The 18,143-nt window shown below is 62.5% G+C and carries 20 protein-coding genes; 9 read left to right on the top strand and 11 right to left on the bottom strand.

Features of this window, described 5'->3' with window-relative positions:
* The first annotated feature begins 38 nt into the window (after positions 1–38).
* A complete protein-coding gene (locus tag BGI01S_RS23995; protein WP_042328576.1) occupies positions 39–896 on the top strand; it encodes a YsnF/AvaK domain-containing protein in 858 nt (285 codons plus the stop codon).
* Between the two features lie 91 nt (positions 897–987).
* On the top strand, positions 988–1,257 hold the full coding sequence (locus BGI01S_RS24000; RefSeq protein WP_042328577.1) for a hypothetical protein: 270 nt from the start codon (positions 988–990) through the stop codon (positions 1,255–1,257).
* Between the two features lie 2 nt (positions 1,258–1,259).
* Here the strand turns inward: BGI01S_RS24000 and BGI01S_RS24005 are convergent, their stop codons facing one another.
* Positions 1,260–2,489, bottom strand: coding sequence for a DUF2252 domain-containing protein (locus BGI01S_RS24005; protein WP_042328578.1), 1,230 nt, complete (start codon positions 2,487–2,489; stop codon positions 1,260–1,262).
* Between the two features lie 96 nt (positions 2,490–2,585).
* Positions 2,586–3,287: a glycosyltransferase family 2 protein gene (locus BGI01S_RS24010; protein ID WP_042328579.1), complete on the bottom strand. Its 702-nt coding sequence runs from the start codon at positions 3,285–3,287 to the stop codon at positions 2,586–2,588.
* Positions 3,288–3,512: 225 nt separating this feature from the next.
* Here BGI01S_RS24010 and BGI01S_RS24015 point away from each other — a divergent pair, with 225 nt between their 5' ends.
* The 4 genes from BGI01S_RS24015 to BGI01S_RS24030 all read left to right on the top strand — a co-directional run bounded on the left by BGI01S_RS24015 (position 3,513) and on the right by BGI01S_RS24030 (position 5,125).
* Positions 3,513–3,821, top strand: coding sequence for a hypothetical protein (locus BGI01S_RS24015; RefSeq protein WP_042328580.1), 309 nt, complete (start codon positions 3,513–3,515; stop codon positions 3,819–3,821).
* A gap of 218 nt (positions 3,822–4,039) precedes the next feature.
* Complete coding sequence (locus BGI01S_RS24020; RefSeq protein WP_042328581.1) at positions 4,040–4,336, top strand: CsbD family protein; 297 nt, start codon at positions 4,040–4,042, stop codon at positions 4,334–4,336.
* A 109-nt stretch (positions 4,337–4,445) separates the two neighbouring features.
* On the top strand, positions 4,446–4,820 hold the full coding sequence (locus BGI01S_RS24025) for a phage holin family protein (protein WP_042328582.1): 375 nt from the start codon (positions 4,446–4,448) through the stop codon (positions 4,818–4,820).
* Positions 4,817–5,125 carry a hypothetical protein gene (locus tag BGI01S_RS24030; protein ID WP_042328583.1) on the top strand — a complete coding sequence of 103 codons (309 nt, stop codon included), beginning with the start codon at positions 4,817–4,819 and terminating at the stop codon, positions 5,123–5,125. Before BGI01S_RS24025 ends, BGI01S_RS24030 begins: the two co-directional genes overlap by 4 nt.
* A 72-nt stretch (positions 5,126–5,197) precedes the next feature.
* Here BGI01S_RS24030 and BGI01S_RS24035 read toward each other — a convergent pair whose 3' ends face one another.
* The 5 genes from BGI01S_RS24035 to BGI01S_RS24055 all read right to left on the bottom strand — a co-directional run bounded on the left by BGI01S_RS24035 (position 5,198) and on the right by BGI01S_RS24055 (position 10,154).
* Positions 5,198–6,946 carry a RecQ family ATP-dependent DNA helicase gene (locus BGI01S_RS24035; protein ID WP_042328584.1) on the bottom strand — a complete coding sequence of 583 codons (1,749 nt, stop codon included), beginning with the start codon at positions 6,944–6,946 and terminating at the stop codon, positions 5,198–5,200.
* Positions 6,947–6,998: 52 nt separating this feature from the next.
* Positions 6,999–7,535: a hemerythrin domain-containing protein gene (locus BGI01S_RS24040; RefSeq protein ID WP_042328637.1), complete on the bottom strand. Its 537-nt coding sequence runs from the start codon at positions 7,533–7,535 to the stop codon at positions 6,999–7,001.
* 110 nt (positions 7,536–7,645) lie between these two features.
* Complete coding sequence (locus BGI01S_RS24045) at positions 7,646–8,173, bottom strand: response regulator (protein ID WP_042328585.1); 528 nt, start codon at positions 8,171–8,173, stop codon at positions 7,646–7,648.
* 194 nt (positions 8,174–8,367) lie between these two features.
* The gene (locus BGI01S_RS24050) at positions 8,368–8,880 is read right to left on the bottom strand and encodes a phasin family protein (RefSeq protein WP_042328586.1); all 513 of its coding nucleotides are present in this window, start codon (positions 8,878–8,880) and stop codon (positions 8,368–8,370) included.
* A 104-nt stretch (positions 8,881–8,984) separates the two neighbouring features.
* Positions 8,985–10,154, bottom strand: coding sequence for a zinc-dependent alcohol dehydrogenase (locus tag BGI01S_RS24055; protein ID WP_042328587.1), 1,170 nt, complete (start codon positions 10,152–10,154; stop codon positions 8,985–8,987).
* A 687-nt stretch (positions 10,155–10,841) separates the two neighbouring features.
* Between BGI01S_RS24055 and katG the strand changes: the two genes are divergently transcribed.
* Positions 10,842–13,019, top strand: coding sequence for a catalase/peroxidase HPI (katG, locus tag BGI01S_RS24060; protein ID WP_042328588.1), 2,178 nt, complete (start codon positions 10,842–10,844; stop codon positions 13,017–13,019).
* A 370-nt stretch (positions 13,020–13,389) separates the two neighbouring features.
* Here the strand turns inward: katG and BGI01S_RS24065 are convergent, their stop codons facing one another.
* The 4 genes from BGI01S_RS24065 to BGI01S_RS24080 all read right to left on the bottom strand — a co-directional run bounded on the left by BGI01S_RS24065 (position 13,390) and on the right by BGI01S_RS24080 (position 16,347).
* Positions 13,390–13,848, bottom strand: a complete 459-nt coding sequence (locus BGI01S_RS24065; RefSeq protein ID WP_042328638.1) for a ribonuclease — start codon at positions 13,846–13,848, stop codon at positions 13,390–13,392.
* Between the two features lie 288 nt (positions 13,849–14,136).
* Positions 14,137–14,769, bottom strand: coding sequence for a glutathione S-transferase family protein (locus tag BGI01S_RS24070; RefSeq protein ID WP_042328589.1), 633 nt, complete (start codon positions 14,767–14,769; stop codon positions 14,137–14,139).
* Between the two features lie 37 nt (positions 14,770–14,806).
* Positions 14,807–15,553, bottom strand: a complete 747-nt coding sequence (locus BGI01S_RS24075; RefSeq protein ID WP_042328590.1) for an SDR family NAD(P)-dependent oxidoreductase — start codon at positions 15,551–15,553, stop codon at positions 14,807–14,809.
* Between the two features lie 47 nt (positions 15,554–15,600).
* Positions 15,601–16,347 (bottom strand): SDR family NAD(P)-dependent oxidoreductase, encoded by a 747-nt coding sequence (locus BGI01S_RS24080; protein WP_042328591.1) that lies wholly within the window; start codon positions 16,345–16,347, stop codon positions 15,601–15,603.
* Positions 16,348–16,502: 155 nt separating this feature from the next.
* Here BGI01S_RS24080 and BGI01S_RS24085 point away from each other — a divergent pair, with 155 nt between their 5' ends.
* Together BGI01S_RS24085 and BGI01S_RS24090 are read left to right on the top strand one after the other, a co-directional pair.
* Positions 16,503–17,435, top strand: coding sequence for a LysR family transcriptional regulator (locus tag BGI01S_RS24085; RefSeq protein ID WP_042328592.1), 933 nt, complete (start codon positions 16,503–16,505; stop codon positions 17,433–17,435).
* A gap of 234 nt (positions 17,436–17,669) precedes the next feature.
* Positions 17,670–18,116: a hypothetical protein gene (locus tag BGI01S_RS24090; RefSeq protein WP_042328639.1), complete on the top strand. Its 447-nt coding sequence runs from the start codon at positions 17,670–17,672 to the stop codon at positions 18,114–18,116.
* Positions 18,117–18,143: the final 27 nt, after the last annotated feature.

Here is an 18,143-nt window from a genome sequence, read left to right on the forward strand (position 1 = left end):
GCTGAGGTCAAGCCACTCACACTCTTGGAGTACTAAAAATGTCGGAAGTCCTTGTAGGTGTATTCGATTCATTTGAGCAGGCCGATCGGGCGGTTGAAAAGCTGACGCAAAGCGGCATCGACCGAAGCCATATGGAAGTTCACGCGAACGGCCGGATCAGCGACCCGCTCGTGGAAGACCCGGCGGTCGAGCAACCCGCGCTGCACACGGACGAAGGTCCGGCGAGCAAAATCGCGCGCTTCTTCAGCAACCTGTTCGGCAACGACGAGCAACCGGAGGAGGTCGGCCACTACCAGGAAGCCGTGCGCCGTGGCGGCGCTGTCCTGACGGTGACGGTGCTCGACGAAGCGCAGATGAGAGCGGTTCGGTCCACATTGCATGAAGCCGGCGCGGTGGATATCGAAGAGCGCGTCTCCGAATGGAAAAACACGGGCTATAAGGGATACGACCCGAGTGCCGCGCAATACTCCGCCGACGAAACGGCAGCAGAGCGCCAGTCGTTCGCCGTAGTACGCGAGTCGCTCGAAGTGGGCAAACGCGAGGTACAGACCGGCGGCGTGCGGGTCTATTCACGCGCCACGGCCACCCCCGTCAGCGAGGCGGTCACTTTGCGCGAAGAACATGCCACGATCGAACGGCACCCAGTGGACCGTATTGCGACAGCCGAAGATCTCAAGGCCGCATCGGTCGAAGTGCGCGAAACGGCGGAACACGCGGTCGTGTCCAAGACCGCTCACGTGGTCGAGGAAGTGACGGTCGGGAAGGAAGCGTCGGAGCGCGTGGAGACGGTCAATGAAACGTTGAAAGGCACGGAAGTCGAAGTCGAGCGCGTGGAAGGCGCACCGTCGTCCTTGCCCGGCGAGCGGACAGGCCCGCTTCCGGACACGCGTCCCTAACTGAAGTCGCTGGCCGCGCGTCGTCAACATCTCGCTGCTGACGGCGCGGCCCTGGCAATGCTTACTCGATGGAGCCGAACATGAAAAATCCATGGACCAAGAAGAATCCCTTTCTCAGCATGTGGCTAAGCGGAGCCAACGCGGTAGCCGGCTCCGCCAGAGGTCACGCAACGGCAGCGGCGAAGCGCGGCACCTCGGCATTCTGGACGGCGGCACTGACGCCGCCGAATCCGAAGCCGAAGCCGAAGAGAAAGAAAGCGCGACGTTGAGCGACGCGGACATGCCGCGAAGCAACTCAAGCGCGCGCCTTCTCGTTGAAGCGTTGAAGACGCCGAGTGCCGCGAACGTACAGCGGTGGTGACTCTAGGCCGCCTCCAACGCGTAACGGCGACAGTGCTCCAGATAGGCAGCCTCATGACTGCCGAGAAGTTCGACCACGCTTTTCCAGAGCCAGGACGGCGTGTCGATGGTTTTCGAACGACCCCGCCGTACTTCCTTGAGCCACGCGGCACGCGTGCCGTGATCCATCTGCCGTCCATGCGCTTTACCGACCACCTGCGCCAGATAGCGCGCGACCTCCATCGCTTCGGTCTGACTCAGTTGATCGATCTCGAGTTTGATGTCCTGAGGCAGCAACTCGCGGATCACCACCGAACGATCCTGCAGCCGGTCCGCGCGCATCCGCTCGCCGAGAAACGGCGATAGATGCCGTGCACCTTCCACCACACGTTCGGCATTGTCCTTCGGCATGCGCGTGCCCGCATAGCGCGGCGCGGCTGCCTTCAATCCCTCCTTGATGTCGATCAGGCAGAGATCGTCTCCTTCAACGACTCCACCGTCGACGTCCAGCAGAACCGCATAACGCAGGCGGCCGAGCGAGCTGCACCCTTTGACCCAATAGGCGGCATCGAGCACCGACACCCGGCCGTCATCCTTGCGCCCGCGCAGACTGGTCGCGAGCTGGCTTATCGAACCCTTCTCGAACAACGCCGCTATGCCGGTCGCTTCCTCTTTCGTGAGCGGCCAGAAGCGCTTGCCTAGCGGTATCGTCGGCGTGGTGTCTTCGAGGCGCTCGACTGCCAGGTGCTTCCACGAACGACGCACCGCTTCCTGCATGACGACGCGCACCGTTTCCGGCTTTTTTGCCAGATCGACTTCCTTTCCCTTCAACTCGCGTTCGAGCGCGCGTTCATATCCATCGGCGAGCGCTTCCATCATGTGAACCGTCGTGAGGCCGGGCAAGTCGGAGCCGCGCGCCGCAGTGGCCAGCGACAGGCCAAGCCGGATCAGATCGTGTGCCGGGTTGCCGATGACCGTCTGATCCAGATCGCGGATCTGAATTTCGACGCGACCCTGCGCATCGGCTACAGGGCCGAGATTGCCCGTGTGGCAGTCTCCACATATCCAGATTGCGGGACCTTCGGGCAGTAGCTGGCTGTGACTGGTTTCGAGCCATTCGTAGAATTGCATCGTGTTGCCGCGTACATACGCATGCGCCGATCGGGCCATCTTCGTATTACGGAGTGCCGTAAGCACGGTCTGCCGACTTTTGAAGTCAGGCACCTTCCTGTTGCTAACCGCTTTCTGCGCCATAGCGTTTCTTCCCCAGAGCGTGTGAAATTTAGTGGTTGATCCACACTCGACAATTGCCGCGCGATTCACGCACGGCTACTTTTTTCATTTCCGCTTTCACTTTCCGCAGTCTGTGAGCGCCGCTGCGGGCAGCCCTGTCGTCGCGAGGCGGCGGCTGACCTTGCGCAATGCGTCGCCGAATCCGCCCGGTGCCCGCGAATCCAGTCGGGCACTCGTGGTCACGCGCGGCGCGGCGCTCCATGCAATCGTCGCGCCGGCGGCAATCAACGCCTTCACCAACGCGACATCTTCGTTCGATGCGAGGGGCTGGAAGCCCTTCACCAGCGCATAGGCTTTCGCGGACACGCCGAGGTTGGCGCCGTGAATATGGCGATGTCCGTCGACGTCGTGATACGTGGTCACGAAGTTCTCGCGCACGGCATCGCTATGGCCGCTCCAGTCGCCTACGCTGATGACGCCACAGACCGCGTCGGCGTTGCAGCGTAGTTGTTCGACCAGCCAGTCCGGCGCGACGATGGTGTCGGCGTCGGTAAATGCGAGCCACCGTGCCTTTTGAGCCAGCGCGGCGGCGGCGCCGGTCGCGCGCGCCACACCCACGTTGCGAGTCTCGACGAGCAGGACGTGTGCGTCGAGCGCGCTGGCGACGTCGCCGGTTCCGTCGGTGCAGCTATCGAGCACGACGAAGATCCTGACCTCTTCACCGGCAAGCGCCGGATGCTTCGCCGCGCGGATGACCGAGCGCACGCACGAGCCAATAAAGGCAGCCTCGTTATGGGCCGGAATAACGACGCCGAGCATGGTTCCTCTCCCTCTTCTTCTTCGCTTCGACCGCTCAATGTCTGGAGTGCGGTCGCCTTGACGTGGCCGATTCATCGCGCGTGAAGCAATCTTCCGTGCGGTTTGTCAGGCACTGCCACCAGATATACCGCATGACTCGTGCCTGTTCCGCGCTGAAAAGCGGTTGGCTGATCCGGTTCGTGGCCCGGTTCATGCGGCGTCGATGAAAACCGGCAGGAGGCCGCCATGAAAACCCGGATTTTCACTTACGTCGAATGCCCATGCGGACATCGCGGCGCCCTCATCCAGACCATCGACGCGGGCGCGTTTCGAACCGGTTGGCACCGGGCGTGGCTACGCAAACTGACTCGCGACGGCACATATGACGGAGAAGACGAACTGTTTGCCGAAATGACGCCCGGTTGCCCGACGTGCGGCCGCAGTCTGAGTCCGGACGATGTAATAGGACGCAGTGAGTTGCAAGGCACCGGTGCAGTGCTGCGGCTCAAGAGCGAGCCGGCAGCGTCGGAAACGACGCTCAGCATAGGTGGTTGATTTGACAGCAAAGAGGTGAACGCAAAACCGCAAGTGATTCGTCGAGCGCGTTCGTTTCAACCGTTTCAACCAACGGGCACGCCGGGCCCGACATTTGCGCAGTATTCGGCACGGCGACCCGCCCGTCGAGCCAACGCCTTTACATCACGGCAGGGGCTCGACATTCACGCAGGTGCATTTCCTATGCAGCCTGATCGCATTTACTTGAGGAGCAGACAATGGAAACGACGAAAGGGGAAGGCGCTCTACGCGAGGCTGTTGGCGACGTGCAGCAAGCCGCCGGCGATCTGCTCGGCGACGCTGGCGCGCAAGTCAGCGGCAAGGCAAAAGAGTTGAGCGGCAAGGCGCAGCAACTCTATGCCGATCTCGCCGACGTGGTTCGCGAATCGACGCTGGAGCGGCCGTTTGCAGCATTGGCGATTGCCGCGGGCGTCGGCTTTATTCTCGGCGCGTTACGTGCAACGAATCGCGCGCGCCCCGATAACGGACGGAGCGACTGGAGAGATCGGGACTAAGGCCGTGCACGTCTGTCCTTCGGCAAGACCCGCCGAGGTACAGACGATCGCCCCGACACGTGTCACCGCGCCGTACGTTTGCAGAACAAGCCATCTCGAGGAGTCCGGAATGTCCATGCGTTCGAAAGTCACACAGTGGCGGAACGTCGGCAGATTCTGTGTCGAACGGGCCACCGATTATGGCGAACTCCTCGGCGTCGAGCTGGAGGAAACGAGGAAACGGCTCGTGCGCGAATTGAGCGCACTTGTCGCCCTCGCCGTCGCCGGTCTTTTCACGCTTTCATTCGTGTGCATTGCGGTGATCGCAACGGCGTGGGGAACGCCTTACTTCCTGCCCGTCGTGTGGGGCGTTGCCGCGATGTGGCTGGGTCTCTCCATCATCTCGTTGCTCGTCGTACGCTCGCAGAAGCCCGGACGATCGTTCCATGTTCTGCAGAGAGAGCTGCGCGATGACCTCGACACGCTGAAGGAGGCGCTGCGATGAATCATGGACGCAACAACGGAGAGGCCCAGGCGGCTATCCTCCTACGCATGGCGGAATCGCGCGAGGCCTTGCTCGCAGCGAACCGCCCTCCACCTTCGGTCCCTGTCGTGCGCGGGCAGGCGCAGTCGAGCGTGACCAGCGTGATGGCATCGCTCGCAGAAACGCCGCGCGTAACGCTGCTGTTAGCGTTATGTGTCGGAGCGATTGTGCTGGGGCCGCGCCGGACGGTCGGCATTGTCAGCCGCTCGGGGATCACCGCGTGGTTAGGTGTCGCCGCGCGCAAAGCCATCGCGAAAGGTGTGTGAGCGCGGCCCGTTCAAAGACAGTGCGGTTGCGCTGCTTTAGCCAGGTCCGGTAATCGACTCGCTGTCATTTCGCTAAGCCGCGCGGCGAGCCGCCTTCACATAGCTCGACATGAATGTCCGGGTTCTGCCGTCGGGAAACACGATCGCAACCTGCTCGCCGCTCGCCAATGCCACCTCGCCGGCGCCGAACCTCGGCACACGCACCGCGTCGCCCGGCGACCACGGTTGCGGCTTCGATAACCCGCTCGCTACCTCCGCGTCGAACAAGGTATCGCCGACAGCGATCGACCGCTCCACCGGCGCGATTTGCGGTGGACTCACGCAGTTATCGCAAACGCCGCAGCGTTGCATCGAAGGTGTGTCGCCGTAGTACGCGAGTATCGTGCGCCAACGGCATTGGCCGCTCTGCGCGTAGTCGATCATCTGTTGCAGCGTTTCCTTGTCATGAACGCTCATGGCCTCGAATTGTGCGGCGGCTTTCGTCACGGCATCATGCGCGCTTTCGTGCGCGCCATCGCGTGCGCGCGGATGATAGCGCCGCTGCCTGTCACGCCTCGCTATTCGCGCGTCGACCAGCATGCCGAGCGCCACCTCCAGTTTGCCGCGGCCCACGTCGGGCAGCGCGTCCTTCAGTTCGACGAATGTGGTGCCTTCCGGCGCGTCTTTGCAGCGCGCCGCGAGCGTGTCATACAAACGCTGCGCCAGTTCGACGCTCGGATACCTGCCCGCGAGAAAGAACTGCTGGATGCGGCGGTCGTTCAGATCGAACAGCAACACGCAGTCGGCCGGTTCACCATCGCGGCCGGCCCGGCCCGTCTCCTGGTAGTAAGCGTCGAGACTGCCCGGCATCTGGTAGTGGATAACGAAACGGATGTCGGCTTTATCGATGCCCATGCCGAACGCGTTGGTCGCGACCATCAGCCTTGTGGCGCCCGACATGAACGCTTCCTGGGCCGCGTCGCGAGCGCCCGGACTCAGCTTGCCGTGATAACGCGACACCGATTCGCCTGCTTCCGCGAGCCACGCGTAAATGTCCTCGGCGTCGCGTACCGTCGCCGTGTAGATAATGCCGCTACCCGCGTTCGCCGCGATTACCTCTCGCAACTGCTCGCGCTTGGTTTGCGCAGCCCGCTCGGCGCCGTCCTTGCCGCCACCCACGCTGACCTGCACGACGCGATAACGCAGATTCTCGCGCAACGTCCCCGTGCGAACGATGCGTGGATCGCGCAGTCCCAGCGAACGCGTGACGTCGTCGAGCACCGGCTGGGTCGCGGTCGCGGTGAGCGCGAGCACCGGCGGTTGGCCGAGCGCCTTGACGGCGCCGGCAATCTGCAGGAACGCCGGCCGAAAGTCGTGGCCCCATTGCGACACGCAATGCGCTTCGTCGACCACGACCAGACCCACGCTGTGTTCTCCCCCCGCCTGCAACACCTTCATGAACGCGGGCTGCGCCAACCGTTCCGGCGTGACGAAAACGATACCGCTCCTGCCATCGACGATGCGTTGCAACGCGTCCCGTTCTTCACGGCGGCGCAACGTGCTGTTGACCAGCGTACAGTCGATACCCGCTGCCAACAGTTTGTCCGCCTGATCCTTCATCAACGCGATCAGCGGCGACACCACCAGCGTCGTCCCGTCGAGATGCAATGCCGGCAACTGGTAGCACAGAGATTTGCCGGCACCTGTCGGCATCGTCGCCAGCGTGTCGCGCCGTTCCAGCACGCTGCGAATGATGTCTTCCTGACCAGCGCGCAAGCGGGTGATCCCGAACATGTCACGCATCGTCTTGCGCATGCTGCGCAGCCGCTGCTCTAGCGTCATGGATTTTTCTATTTCCGGTTAGCGTCCGCGATATACCGTAGCGATGTGATGCTCAAAGTATCGCGGTCTTGTCGCCGACCAATTTGCTGCCCACCGCATCGAGCTTGCTTTGCAACTCCTCCTTGCGCTTCGCAATCTTGACGCCGAGCGCGCGCAGATCGCATTTGGATTTGCGAAGTTCCGGAAAGAGTTCGTCCTCTTCTTCCTCGACGTGGTGGCCCACCATCTCGCTCATCACCTTGAAGGTCGCGTCGAAGCCCTTGTCGCCTGCCTTCATCGTCTCGAACTTCGCGATCAGGGTCTTGACAAGGAAGTGCTCGATATAGGCTTCCTCGACGTCGATCAGGTCGCTATCCGGCAGGGCTTCTTTGGCCGCGGGATACAGCAGCTCCTCTTCGATCATCGCGTGAATCGTCAGCTCCTCGCATGCGCGCTGCGCGAGTGTTGCTTTGGCGTCGAGATCGTCGTCCTCGGCTTTTTCGAACGCCTTGAACAATTTTTCAACCGCGCGATGGTCGGCCTCGAGAATGACCAGTGCATCCTGCGGGCCGGAGCCCGTTTCTGTGTTGCCTTGTTTCGTCGCTTCCATGCTGATCTCCTCGGTGATGCCGTTGGCTTTGTTTGCCACGGCTGACTCTCTCCAGCCAGCAACCGCTATGCCCGGTCGCGGACCCATGCCTTTGCCCGTTCTCTGCCGCGCTAGTGTCGATCGAGCGTGTCCAGCCCTGCATCCGGCGGCACGAATTCCGCTGGAGATGACGCAACCCGAAAGTCATCCACGGCCTCATGACTGACCAGCTTGAAAATCATGCCTTCGAGCTGAGTCAATTCAGCAGGCTTGCGGCAGACGACATCGAAACCGACCTCCTTCATTTCGCGGATGCGGTCGGCGGTATCGAATGCGGTATAGGCCAGCAGCGGGATTTTTCCGGTCGTCTCGATTCGCCTGAGCGCGGCCGCCACGCCTATGCCCGATAGTCCGGGCATCGCGACGTCCAGAACGATGCAGTCGGGTATCCACGCTTTGGCTTCCCGCAATGCGTCCGAGCCGTGATAGACGGTCCGTACGCTCATCCCGCCGGCTTGCAGGTAGGCGCTCAGCGCATCGGCGGACGCACGTGAATCGTCCACCACGAGCACGCGTATTGGCGCTCCGTTGAAAAGACGTTCGCTCTGGCTGCCGGTCGAATCGTCCGGACGGTGGCGGTTTTCTGATTCGGCGGTCATGGGTTTTCTCTCACTGGTAGCGTTGGCGTAGGACGGCTACGGAGCAAGCGCAACAATCGTTCCCATGCGTCGCCAACGCGTTGAGTCGTCAGCGATGGTGAGGGAATCGCTTCATCACACGGCGGCCTGAACGCCGGCGTCAACTCCAATGAAGGGCATTCGGCGCGCCCGTTCGTGGGCGCGCCGAGCCGGCTTTAGTGCAAGTCGCTATGACCGTCGCCCGATGAAACCACCTTGCCTGAGCTGTCGACGATCGCCACCTGCTCGGCGGCCGCGACAACGGGTTCCGACGTGACAAGCAGGCTCGACTCGGCGCTCTGCTCCTGAGCGACCGTTTCTGCGGATGCCGTCTCGACAATGTCCGTGAACGTGTTCAGAGAGTTGTCGAAGTGCGACTGCATCGCGGTGAATAGCCCGATTCGAGTTTGCGCGGCAATGTCTTCGACGTGACGCCAGTAGGCAAAGCTCTTTTTAATGGCGGCCGGGAATCGTTGGGACTGGAGATCGATCACCTCACTGAGCGATTGGGCGGAAAGTGCCGCGTCGGCCAATGCCTGCTGCTCGGACAACGATGTCTTTACCGTTTGCAGGTTGAGTTCGACAAACCTTGCGACCCCCGAAAAGATTTCGGTGTTGCAATCGAAGGCGGTTTCGACGACGGTGTCACGTTGACGCGAGGAAAACTGATCTGCGATATCAGAGTACATGGAAGCTCCGCCTATAGTTGGGCGCGCATAGCGCCATTCGTGTTACGAGGATGATCTGAAATGGAAAGGCATCACCGGCGTGGCTCTATCGGCCCGCGACGTCGTCAAGGTTTCAAGACCACCTTGATGCAACCGTCTTCCTTGTCGCGGAACGTCTTGTACATATCCGGGCCCTTTTCGAGCGGCACGCTATGGGTGATGACAAACGAAGGATCGATCTGACCTTCGACGATGCGTCGAAGCAGATCGTCCGTCCATCGATTGACGTGCGTTTGGCCCATTCTGAAAGTGAGCCCTTTGTTCATCGCGGCGCCGAACGGAATCTTGTCGATCAATCCGCCGTAGACACCGGGAATGGACAGTGTTCCCGCCGGCCTGCACACATAAATCATTTCGCGCAGAACATGAGGACGGTCGGTCTCGAGCATCACGGCCTGCTTCGCGCGGTCGTAGATGGCATCGAGCGAGCTGCTCGCATGCGATTCCATGCCCACCGCGTCGATGCACTTTTCGGGCCCCTTGCCCTGGGTCAGTTCGTTCAACCGCTCGACGACGCTCTCGTCCTGGAAGTTGATCGTAATCGCACCCGCAAGCGTCGCCATGGCCAGGCGCTCCGGCACACGATCGATTACCACGACCTGTTTTGCGCCAAGCAATATCGCACTGCGAATCGCAAACTGGCCGACAGGTCCCGCGCCCCATATCGCGACCGTGTCTGTCGGCTGGATATCGCATTGCATCGCGGCCTGCCAGCCGGTCGGGAAGATGTCGCCGAGAAACAGCACCTGTTCGTCCGTCAGTCCATCTGGGACCTTGACGGGCGTCACGTCCGCATAGGGGACGCGTACGTATTCGGCCTGTCCGCCGGGATAGCCGCCCGTCAGATGCGAGTAGCCGAACAGGCCGGCAGTCGCGTGACCAAACACCTTGTCGGCTTTTTCCTTGTTGCGGTTCGACCGCTCGCATACGGAGAACAGGCCTCGCCTGCACTGCTCGCATTCACCGCACGCGATGGTGAACGGCACCACCACGCGGTCCCCAACTTTCAGCTTTCTGTTCTCCGCCCCCACTTCGACGACCTCGCCCATGAACTCGTGGCCCATCACGTCGCCGGACTCCATGGTCGGCATGAAGCCATCGAACAGATGCAGGTCGGAGCCGCAGATTGCGCAACTCGATACTTTGATCACCGCGTCTCGCGGATGCTCGATCGTCGGGTCGGCGACCGTGTCGTAGCGAATGTCTTTCTTACCATGCCAGCAAAGCGCTTTCATCTGTCGCTCCAATGTCGGGGAGGATGGGCGCCGCGGACCGGATGCGTTGCATGCCGTCACGCGCGCACCGGCGCAGAGGGGCCGGTACTGAGGATGCGCAAACGGCGTGCCGTGCAGAAGACTTTTGAGTAACGCCGCTGATCTGCGGCGGGTCGGGTTTCAGGAAATCACGCGTCGCATTTTTCGCATTCACGCGAGAGTCGCTTCACGTTTGATTAAGCCGCATTCCCTTTGCCAGGCTTCGGAAGTTTCCCTTCCGTGCCGCTCATTCATTCACCACATAATGAGCGGATCAGCGATCGCTAATGCCAACAAACACCCCGTGGCAATTCAGGCGGCAATATCCTACCCTTTGAAAATTGCCCTTAGCAATCGCCGCTCCTGCCTGCCTTCCCAACCGACATTGCAGCGATAACCGGAGTTATCATCTCAACGCGCCAGGTCAATTGCATCCTGAGTTTGCAACCATCGGTCGGCACCTCGAAGACACAGTTCGCCGCATTGTGGCCATTTGATGAACATCGTCCGCAAAGGCGCTATGGGAGTGGAGAGTTGATGCTGTCCGGTTCGTAATCGAGGCCGCGCCTGGTTAACCGCAGCCCACTATCGGCCGCATTGGCACGCTCAATCGGGCGTGTCACCGGTAACAGTTATATTAGCCAGATCCCCACAGCGAATGGAGTAACCATGAGCACACCAATCGACACGCCCACCCCCGAAGAAGCCAAATGCCCGTTTCACGCGGCGCCCCGGCCGGTCGCCGGCGGCGGCACCGGAAACCGCGACTGGTGGCCCAATCAGTTGCGCGTCGACCTGTTGAACCAGCATTCCAACCGCTCCAATCCTCTGGGCGAAAGCTTCAGCTATCGCGACGAGTTCAAGAAGCTCGACTACAGCGCGCTCAAGGGCGACATCAAGGCCCTGCTGACCGACTCGCAGGAGTGGTGGCCGGCCGACTGGGGCAGCTACGCCGGTCTGTTTATCCGCATGGCATGGCATAGCGCCGGCACCTATCGCATGGTCGACGGTCGCGGCGGTGCGGGTCGCGGCCAGCAGCGCTTCGCCCCGCTGAACTCGTGGCCGGACAATGTCAGCCTCGACAAGGCGCGCCGTCTGCTGTGGCCGATCAAGCAGAAATACGGCCAGAAGATTTCGTGGGCCGACCTGATCGTGCTGGCCGGCAACGTGGCGCTGGAAAACGCGGGTTTTCGCACCTTCGGTTTCGGCGCGGGCCGCGAAGACGTGTGGGAACCGGATCAGGATGTGAACTGGGGCGACGAAAGCAAGTGGCTCACCCACCGCAACCCGGAGACGCTGGCGAAGAACCCGCTGTCCGCCACCGAGATGGGCCTGATCTACGTCAACCCGGAAGGCCCGAATGCGAGCGGTGATCCGGTGTCGGCCGCGCCGGCCATCCGCGCGACGTTCGGCAACATGGCAATGGACGACGAGGAAATCGTCGCGCTGATCGCCGGCGGCCACACGCTCGGCAAGACCCACGGCGCGGGTTCGGCCGACCACGTGGGGGCCGATCCGGAAGCCTCGCTGCTCGAAGCACAAGGCCTCGGCTGGGCCAGCAGCCTCGGCAAGGGCGCCGGCGCCGATGCGATCACGTCCGGCCTCGAAGTGATCTGGACACAAACGCCCACGCAGTGGAGCAACCACTTCTTCGAAAATCTGTTCAAGTTCGAATGGGTGCAGACGCGCAGCCCGGCCGGCGCGATCCAGTTCGAAGCGAAGGACGCGCCGGAGATCATCCCCGACCCGTTCGATCCGTCGAAAAAGCGCAAGCCGACCATGCTGGTCACCGACCTCACGCTGCGTTTCGATCCCGAGTTCGAAAAGATTTCGCGCCGCTTCCTCGCGGACCCGCAGGCTTTCAGTGAAGCGTTCGCGCGCGCCTGGTTCAAGCTGACGCACCGCGACATGGGACCGAAGGCGCGCTACCTCGGCCCGGAAGTGCCGAAGGAAGACCTGCTCTGGCAAGATCCGCTGCCGGCGCCGACTCACAATCCAAGCGCGGCCGACATCGCCGACGTGAAGGCGAAGATCGCCGGGGCGGGACTGTCGGTGAGCGAACTGGTCTCGGTGGCGTGGGCATCGGCCGCGACTTTCCGCGGCGGCGACAAACGCGGCGGCGCCAATGGCGCGCGGGTCGCGCTGGCGCCGCAGAAGGATTGGGAAGTCAACCGGATCGCCGCCGCCGTGCTGCCGAAGCTGCAAGCCATCCAGCAAGCGTCCGGCAAGATTTCGCTGGCCGACGTGATCGTGCTGGCGGGCGTGGTCGGCATCGAGCAGGCTGCCGCAGCGGCGGGTGTCGAAATCGCGGTGCCGTTTGCGGCGGGCCGGGTCGATGCCCGTCAGGACCAGACGGATGTCGAAGCGATCGAGCTCCTCGAACCTTCCGCCGATGGTTTCCGCAACTACCGCCAGGAGCAGGGCGGCCCCACCACCGAGACCCGGTTGATCGACAAGGCCCAGCAGCTCACGCTGACTGCGCCGGAAATGACCGTGTTGATCGGCGGCTTGCGTGTGCTGGGAGCCAATTTCGACGGCAGCCGTCACGGCGTGTTGACCGACCGGGTCGGCGTGCTCAGCAACGACTTCTTCGTCAACCTGCTCGACATGCGCAACGAGTGGAAGGCCACCGACGCGACGGCCGAATTGTTCGAGGGACGTGACCGCAGGAGCGGCGAAGTGAAGTACACCGGCACCCGTGTCGACCTGGTGTTCGGTTCCAACGCCGTGCTGCGCGCGCTGGCCGAGGTCTATGCCAGCAGCGATGCCAAACAGAAGTTCGTCGAGGACTTCGTTGCGGCCTGGACCAAGGTGATGAACCTGGACCGTTTCGACGTGGCCTCATGATGGCCTGACGGTAGGCTGAGTCGTGCACCGGCAAGCGGCTTGCGTTGCTTGCCGGGGCAGGATGAAAAGCACGCGTGGTCGCGGGCACGCCCTGCGAGCGTCGAGAACCGGGTTGCACGCGCAGCGCCAACGGAAGCGCGACGATGGTCCCGACTTCCAATGGCCGGAGCGAGGCGTGCTAATGAGCGAGGCAATTTGAAATACTTCGCATGACGAAACAGGGACACGATTATGTGCCTGGCGGGAATCGCCATGGGAATGCTCACTACCCTCTGCCACTGATCGTGCCATCGCGGCACGGTCTCTCAAAACACGACGCCCCGGCACCTCCTTGACTGGAGGCCCGGGGCTTTTTTTTCATTGCCTCAAGTTATTCAGTAATGCGTTTGAAGCTGACGTAGTAATCGTCGGTGTAGTAGCAGTCGCCGGTCTGCTTGCGCGGTCCACCACATACGATGCGGCGCAGCCCGCGATCCGTCGAGCCAGGCGTGCGTACTGTGTAGGTGTGGTAGTAGCCGCGCGGATGCTCCGGCAGCAACGCCGCGCTGTTGCGGAACAGGACACCGTCCTCGCTAAAAGGGAATGGGCCGCCCGCTTTGATCAGGCGCAGTGTTTCCACCGCTTCCCCCGGCAACTGCGCCCTGGTGATGGCGACCGGCGCGCTCCGCCCCTGCGCGCCCGATGCAACAGGTGTCTCGCTCGCCGCCTGCCCTGGCTGAGCCGCGGACGCGCCCGCTTCCTGAGTAGCGTTCTGCGATCCGCCCTTGCCGCATCCCCCGAGGATCGCGCTCAAGGCGAGGATGCAGGAGAAAGCCCATGCTCGCTTCACGAAACGGTTGTCTCCGGGTTGAACCAGCATTCGACGACCACGAACGATTCAGGGTATCGCTAATGGCAGGGTGAATCAACGTTCGTCCGGAAATCAGCGCATTTTTCTCGACAGCCTGGCCGATACACGCCCCCCAGCGTTAGAGAAGTACGCAAATCAGCAGAGTGCGGCGAGGCGCGTTGATCGTCGAGCCGCTTCGAGAAGCCCATGCGATGAAGCCTTGAGAAGATCATCTGCGCGTAGGTTCCCCATGTCCGGGAAGCTCGACCCGGCAGAGCAAAGGACACGTCAAGCCATCGCGCTCGGGCGGACTGAAACCCGCTCGTACCATCGCCTGATGGCGGCATGTTGATCAACGATCGGCATTGCGAATGCGCGGATAGCGAAGTCCACTGCAACCAACGCCGTGATGTCGGCGGCCGTGTAGTGCTCGCCGGCGACGAACGGGACGCTCGACAGTCTTGCATCGAGATCGTCGTAGAAGTTCGCCACGCGCCGCTTGCTGCGTTCAACCAGTTCGGGAATCTGTTCGTATCCGTGGGGCCCGGAAACGGCGCGGCCTTTTAGCCCGGCTGCCGCGTTGCGCACACCTTCCATCACCGCTGCAAATCCTTCAATTTCCGCACGCCGCTCCCACATGGCGACGACGGCCTTTTCCTCGGCCGTCATGCCAAACAACGGCACCTGCTCGAATGCGTCGTCGAGGTAGCGCATGATGACGGGCGTCTCGCCGATTGCCGTGCCGTCGTCCAGCACGAGCGTCGGTACGACCGCCCGCGGGTTGACGGCGCGGTAGGCGTCGGAGAACTGCTCCCTGGTCCCGAGATCGACGGGAACAAGCTCGATGTCGAGCCCCTTCTCCGCGATCAGGATGCGAACGCGGCGCGAGTTAGGCGAGCCGCTGGCGTGATAAAGCTTCATGAGTTCTCTCCATAAGAGACTGGGACGCGTTGGCGGATCAAAGCTTCGATCCGCCGTCCACGTGCAAGGTATCGCCGGTGATCCAGCGGGCTTCGTCGGACGCAAGAAATGCCACCGCCGCGGCGATATCGTCGGGTTCCGCCATACGCTTGAGCGCCTGCATACCGATCGCGAAATCGCGCCCTGCCTCAGTCTTCGCGAAGCTGGACATATCGGTCGGCACGACGCCGGGTGCGACGGCGTTGACGCGAATGCCCCGTTCGCCGAGCGTGGCGGCGAAGTGTTTGACCAGCGTGTCGATCGCGCCCTTGGTGGCCGCGTACGCCGCCAGCGTGCCGAGTGCCGCGTGCGCAGCCAGCGACGAGAGCAGCACGATGCTGCTGCCTTTGCACATCACCGGCAGCAGTTGCTGAACCAGGAAGAACGGCGCGCGCACATTGACTGCGAACAGGTTGTCGAAATGTTCGACCGTCGTTTCTTCGATCGCCACCGCGCCCGAGATGCCGGCATTCGCAACCAGTATGTCGAGGCGGCCGCCGACGATTGCGCGCGTGCGCTGTGCGAGGACGTGAGGACCGTCGGCCGCGCGCAGGTCCGCGGCGATCTTCTCGGATGTGCCTCCCGCTTGCCGTATCTCGGCGACTACGGCGTCGGCTTCCTGCGCACCCCGGCCGTAGTGCACGAGCACCTGCGCGCCTGCCTTCGCCAGCGCCAGCGCGCTAGCGCGGCCGATGCCGCGCGATGCGCCGGTCACCAACGCGGTCTTGCCAGTCAATGTACTCATGATCTGCTGCTCCTCGCTTCGCACGTTTGGGATTAGGAAAGTGCGGATCAGCCCGCGGTCTTGCCGCCATCGACCGTGACGATCTGCCCGGTCACGAAAGCCGCGCCTTCGGACGCCAGATAAAGCACGGCCGCCGCGATGTCCGATGGATTGCCGATGCGCGCGAGCGGAACGGCGCCCACCAGCTTCGCTTTCCTCTCCGGCGTGCCGGTGAAGCGATCGAGCATGCCGGTGTCCGTTGGCCCTGGCGCGACCGCATTGACGCGCACGCCCGTGCCAGCAACTTCGAGCGCCGTCGATTTGGTGAGCCCTTCGACCGCGTGCTTGCTGCCCGCGTAGATGGCGGCATACGCTGCACCTTCGTGGCCATAGGTCGACGAGATGTTGATCACGCTGCCTGAGCGTTGGGCCGTCATGACCCGCAGTTCGTGCTTGAGGCTCAATAGCACGCCGAGCACGTTGGTGTCGAAAGTAGCGGCATAGCTATCTGCCGACACCTCGGTTATCGGGCCAGGCGTGCCTTCGGTGCCGGCATTGTTGACGGCGACATCCAGCCGGCCAAAGCGGGAAACGGCCTGATCGACGAGGCTGCGGACCTCGTCGTCATGACGCACGTCGGCCTGCACGAAGAAGGCTTCGGCGCCCAGTTCGCGCAGTTCGGCTTCGAGGGCGGCACCTTCGGTTGGACGACGGCCGGAAACGACGAGCCGGGCTCCGGAGCGAGCGAAAGCGATGGCGGTGGCGCGGCCGATGCCGGTCAGCGCGCCGGTGATGAGAACGACGGGGCTGTTCATGAGAAACTCCTGTAGGGTATCGCTGCGGCGCATGAGGCTTTCGGCGTTCACAGCGGAGAAAAGTGGCTACAGGAGTTAATCTAGGAGCTTCACGCGTCGATGAAAAAGACTTTCGAAGCTTGGGCGCATGCCTGACAGGCATGGGGTGAGACACTATGGAACTGCGTCACTTGCGGTATTTCATTGCGGTCGCCGAAACCGGCAGCCTTACGGAAGCGGCTGCGAACCGATTGCACACGTCACAACCGTCGCTGAGCCGGCAAATCCGCGATCTGGAGGATCAGGTTGGCGCGGAGCTGCTGCTTCGCAGTGCGCGCGGCGTCGAACTGACCGAGGCAGGCAAGGCCTTCCTCGATCATGCGCGGCTCGCGATGGCCCAGGTCGACGCAGCGGTCGAAGCGGCACGGCGCGCCGCCCTGCCGGCCAAGCCGCGCTTTGCCGTGGGCTTTCTGACCGGCCAGGAAATGACCTGGCTCACCGACGCGATGCACCTGTTGCGTGAGGAGTTGCCGAACATCGAGGTGACGGTCTCCAGCGACTATTCGACGGTACTGGCCGACGCTTTGGCGCACGGCAAGCTCGACGTGGCGTTCATGCGGGCTGAGCCCGGATACGGTCTCGAGTACAAGGTCGTCGGCGACGAGCCGCTCGTCGTGTTGATGCCGAGCGATCATCCGTTGACCGCGCGCAAAACGGTGCGCCCGGAGGAGCTACGCCACGAGCCGTTCATCGCGATGGCGGACAAAGCCAAGGTGCTGAGACAGGTGATCGACGCTTATCTGGCGAAGTCGGGCGTCGAAGTGGACGTCGTGCAAAGGGTGGACAACCCGGCGATGGTGATGTCGCTGATTGCTTCGATGCGTGCGGTCACGTTGATACCGGCCTATGTGCAAAACCTGATGCCGTGGTCCGTCGTCAGCCGGCCGCTGGAAAGCGAAGCGCCGACCATCGAACTCGTCGTGGGCTACAGCCCAGGCAATACGGCGCCGATCGTCAGACTGTTCCTGTCGCGGCTGGACGAGTTGATCTCAAGGATCACCAGGCGTTCCACGACGCTCTCGACGTTCGGCGAACAGTCGAAGAACTGAACGCGGCCTGCAACAGCCGCGTCACACGGACAACGGCGTAAGTCTGTAAGCTGACGTTCGGACCCGTCGAAGGCAACCGCGTCGAGGACACCGGGTTCACATTGCTGCAACCGGCACCGCCGTGGTGCGGAAGCGGCAGCAGGGACGTGAGCTACCGGTCATGGTCGCTACCGTACAGACATTTCCTGCCCGACATGAGAGGGTTCGATGGACAGTATCGGCGGTACCTCGATCATGACCCGCATCGCTCTCAACACGCTAACCGTGCTTGCGGTACTCGGCCTGGGGCTCGATCCAGGCGTGTGCCGCGCCCAGGCGCTGGATGCCCAACTCGACTGCAAATCGAACGCGCATGCGTTCATCGCGCCGTTGGTAAGCGCCCGATCAATCGATCCGAATCCGATGCGCGTCGAAGCGAACTCGGTCAATGCGTTTCGACCGGCGCAAGGCAGCGACCTGACGGCTTTCGGGTTTCGTGTCTACGCCGTTCTCGGCTATGAGCCCGACGACGCAATGTTCAAGGAAGGAAGCGGCGAGCCCATTAAGGAGTCGTCGTATGGCGCTGTCGTAATCGGCTCTGTCGAGGCGGTCGAAGCGCGCGCCCGCGAGACCGGCAGCGACGCTGTCATCCGGCAGGTCGTCCCGCTCTTTCTCACGGCTATTTTCTGCAGCGGGCACTGATGCAACGCGGCTTCAGCGAGCGGCGGT

The organism is Paraburkholderia ginsengisoli NBRC 100965 (assembly GCF_000739735.1).
Lineage (GTDB): Bacteria > Pseudomonadota > Gammaproteobacteria > Burkholderiales > Burkholderiaceae > Paraburkholderia > Paraburkholderia ginsengisoli.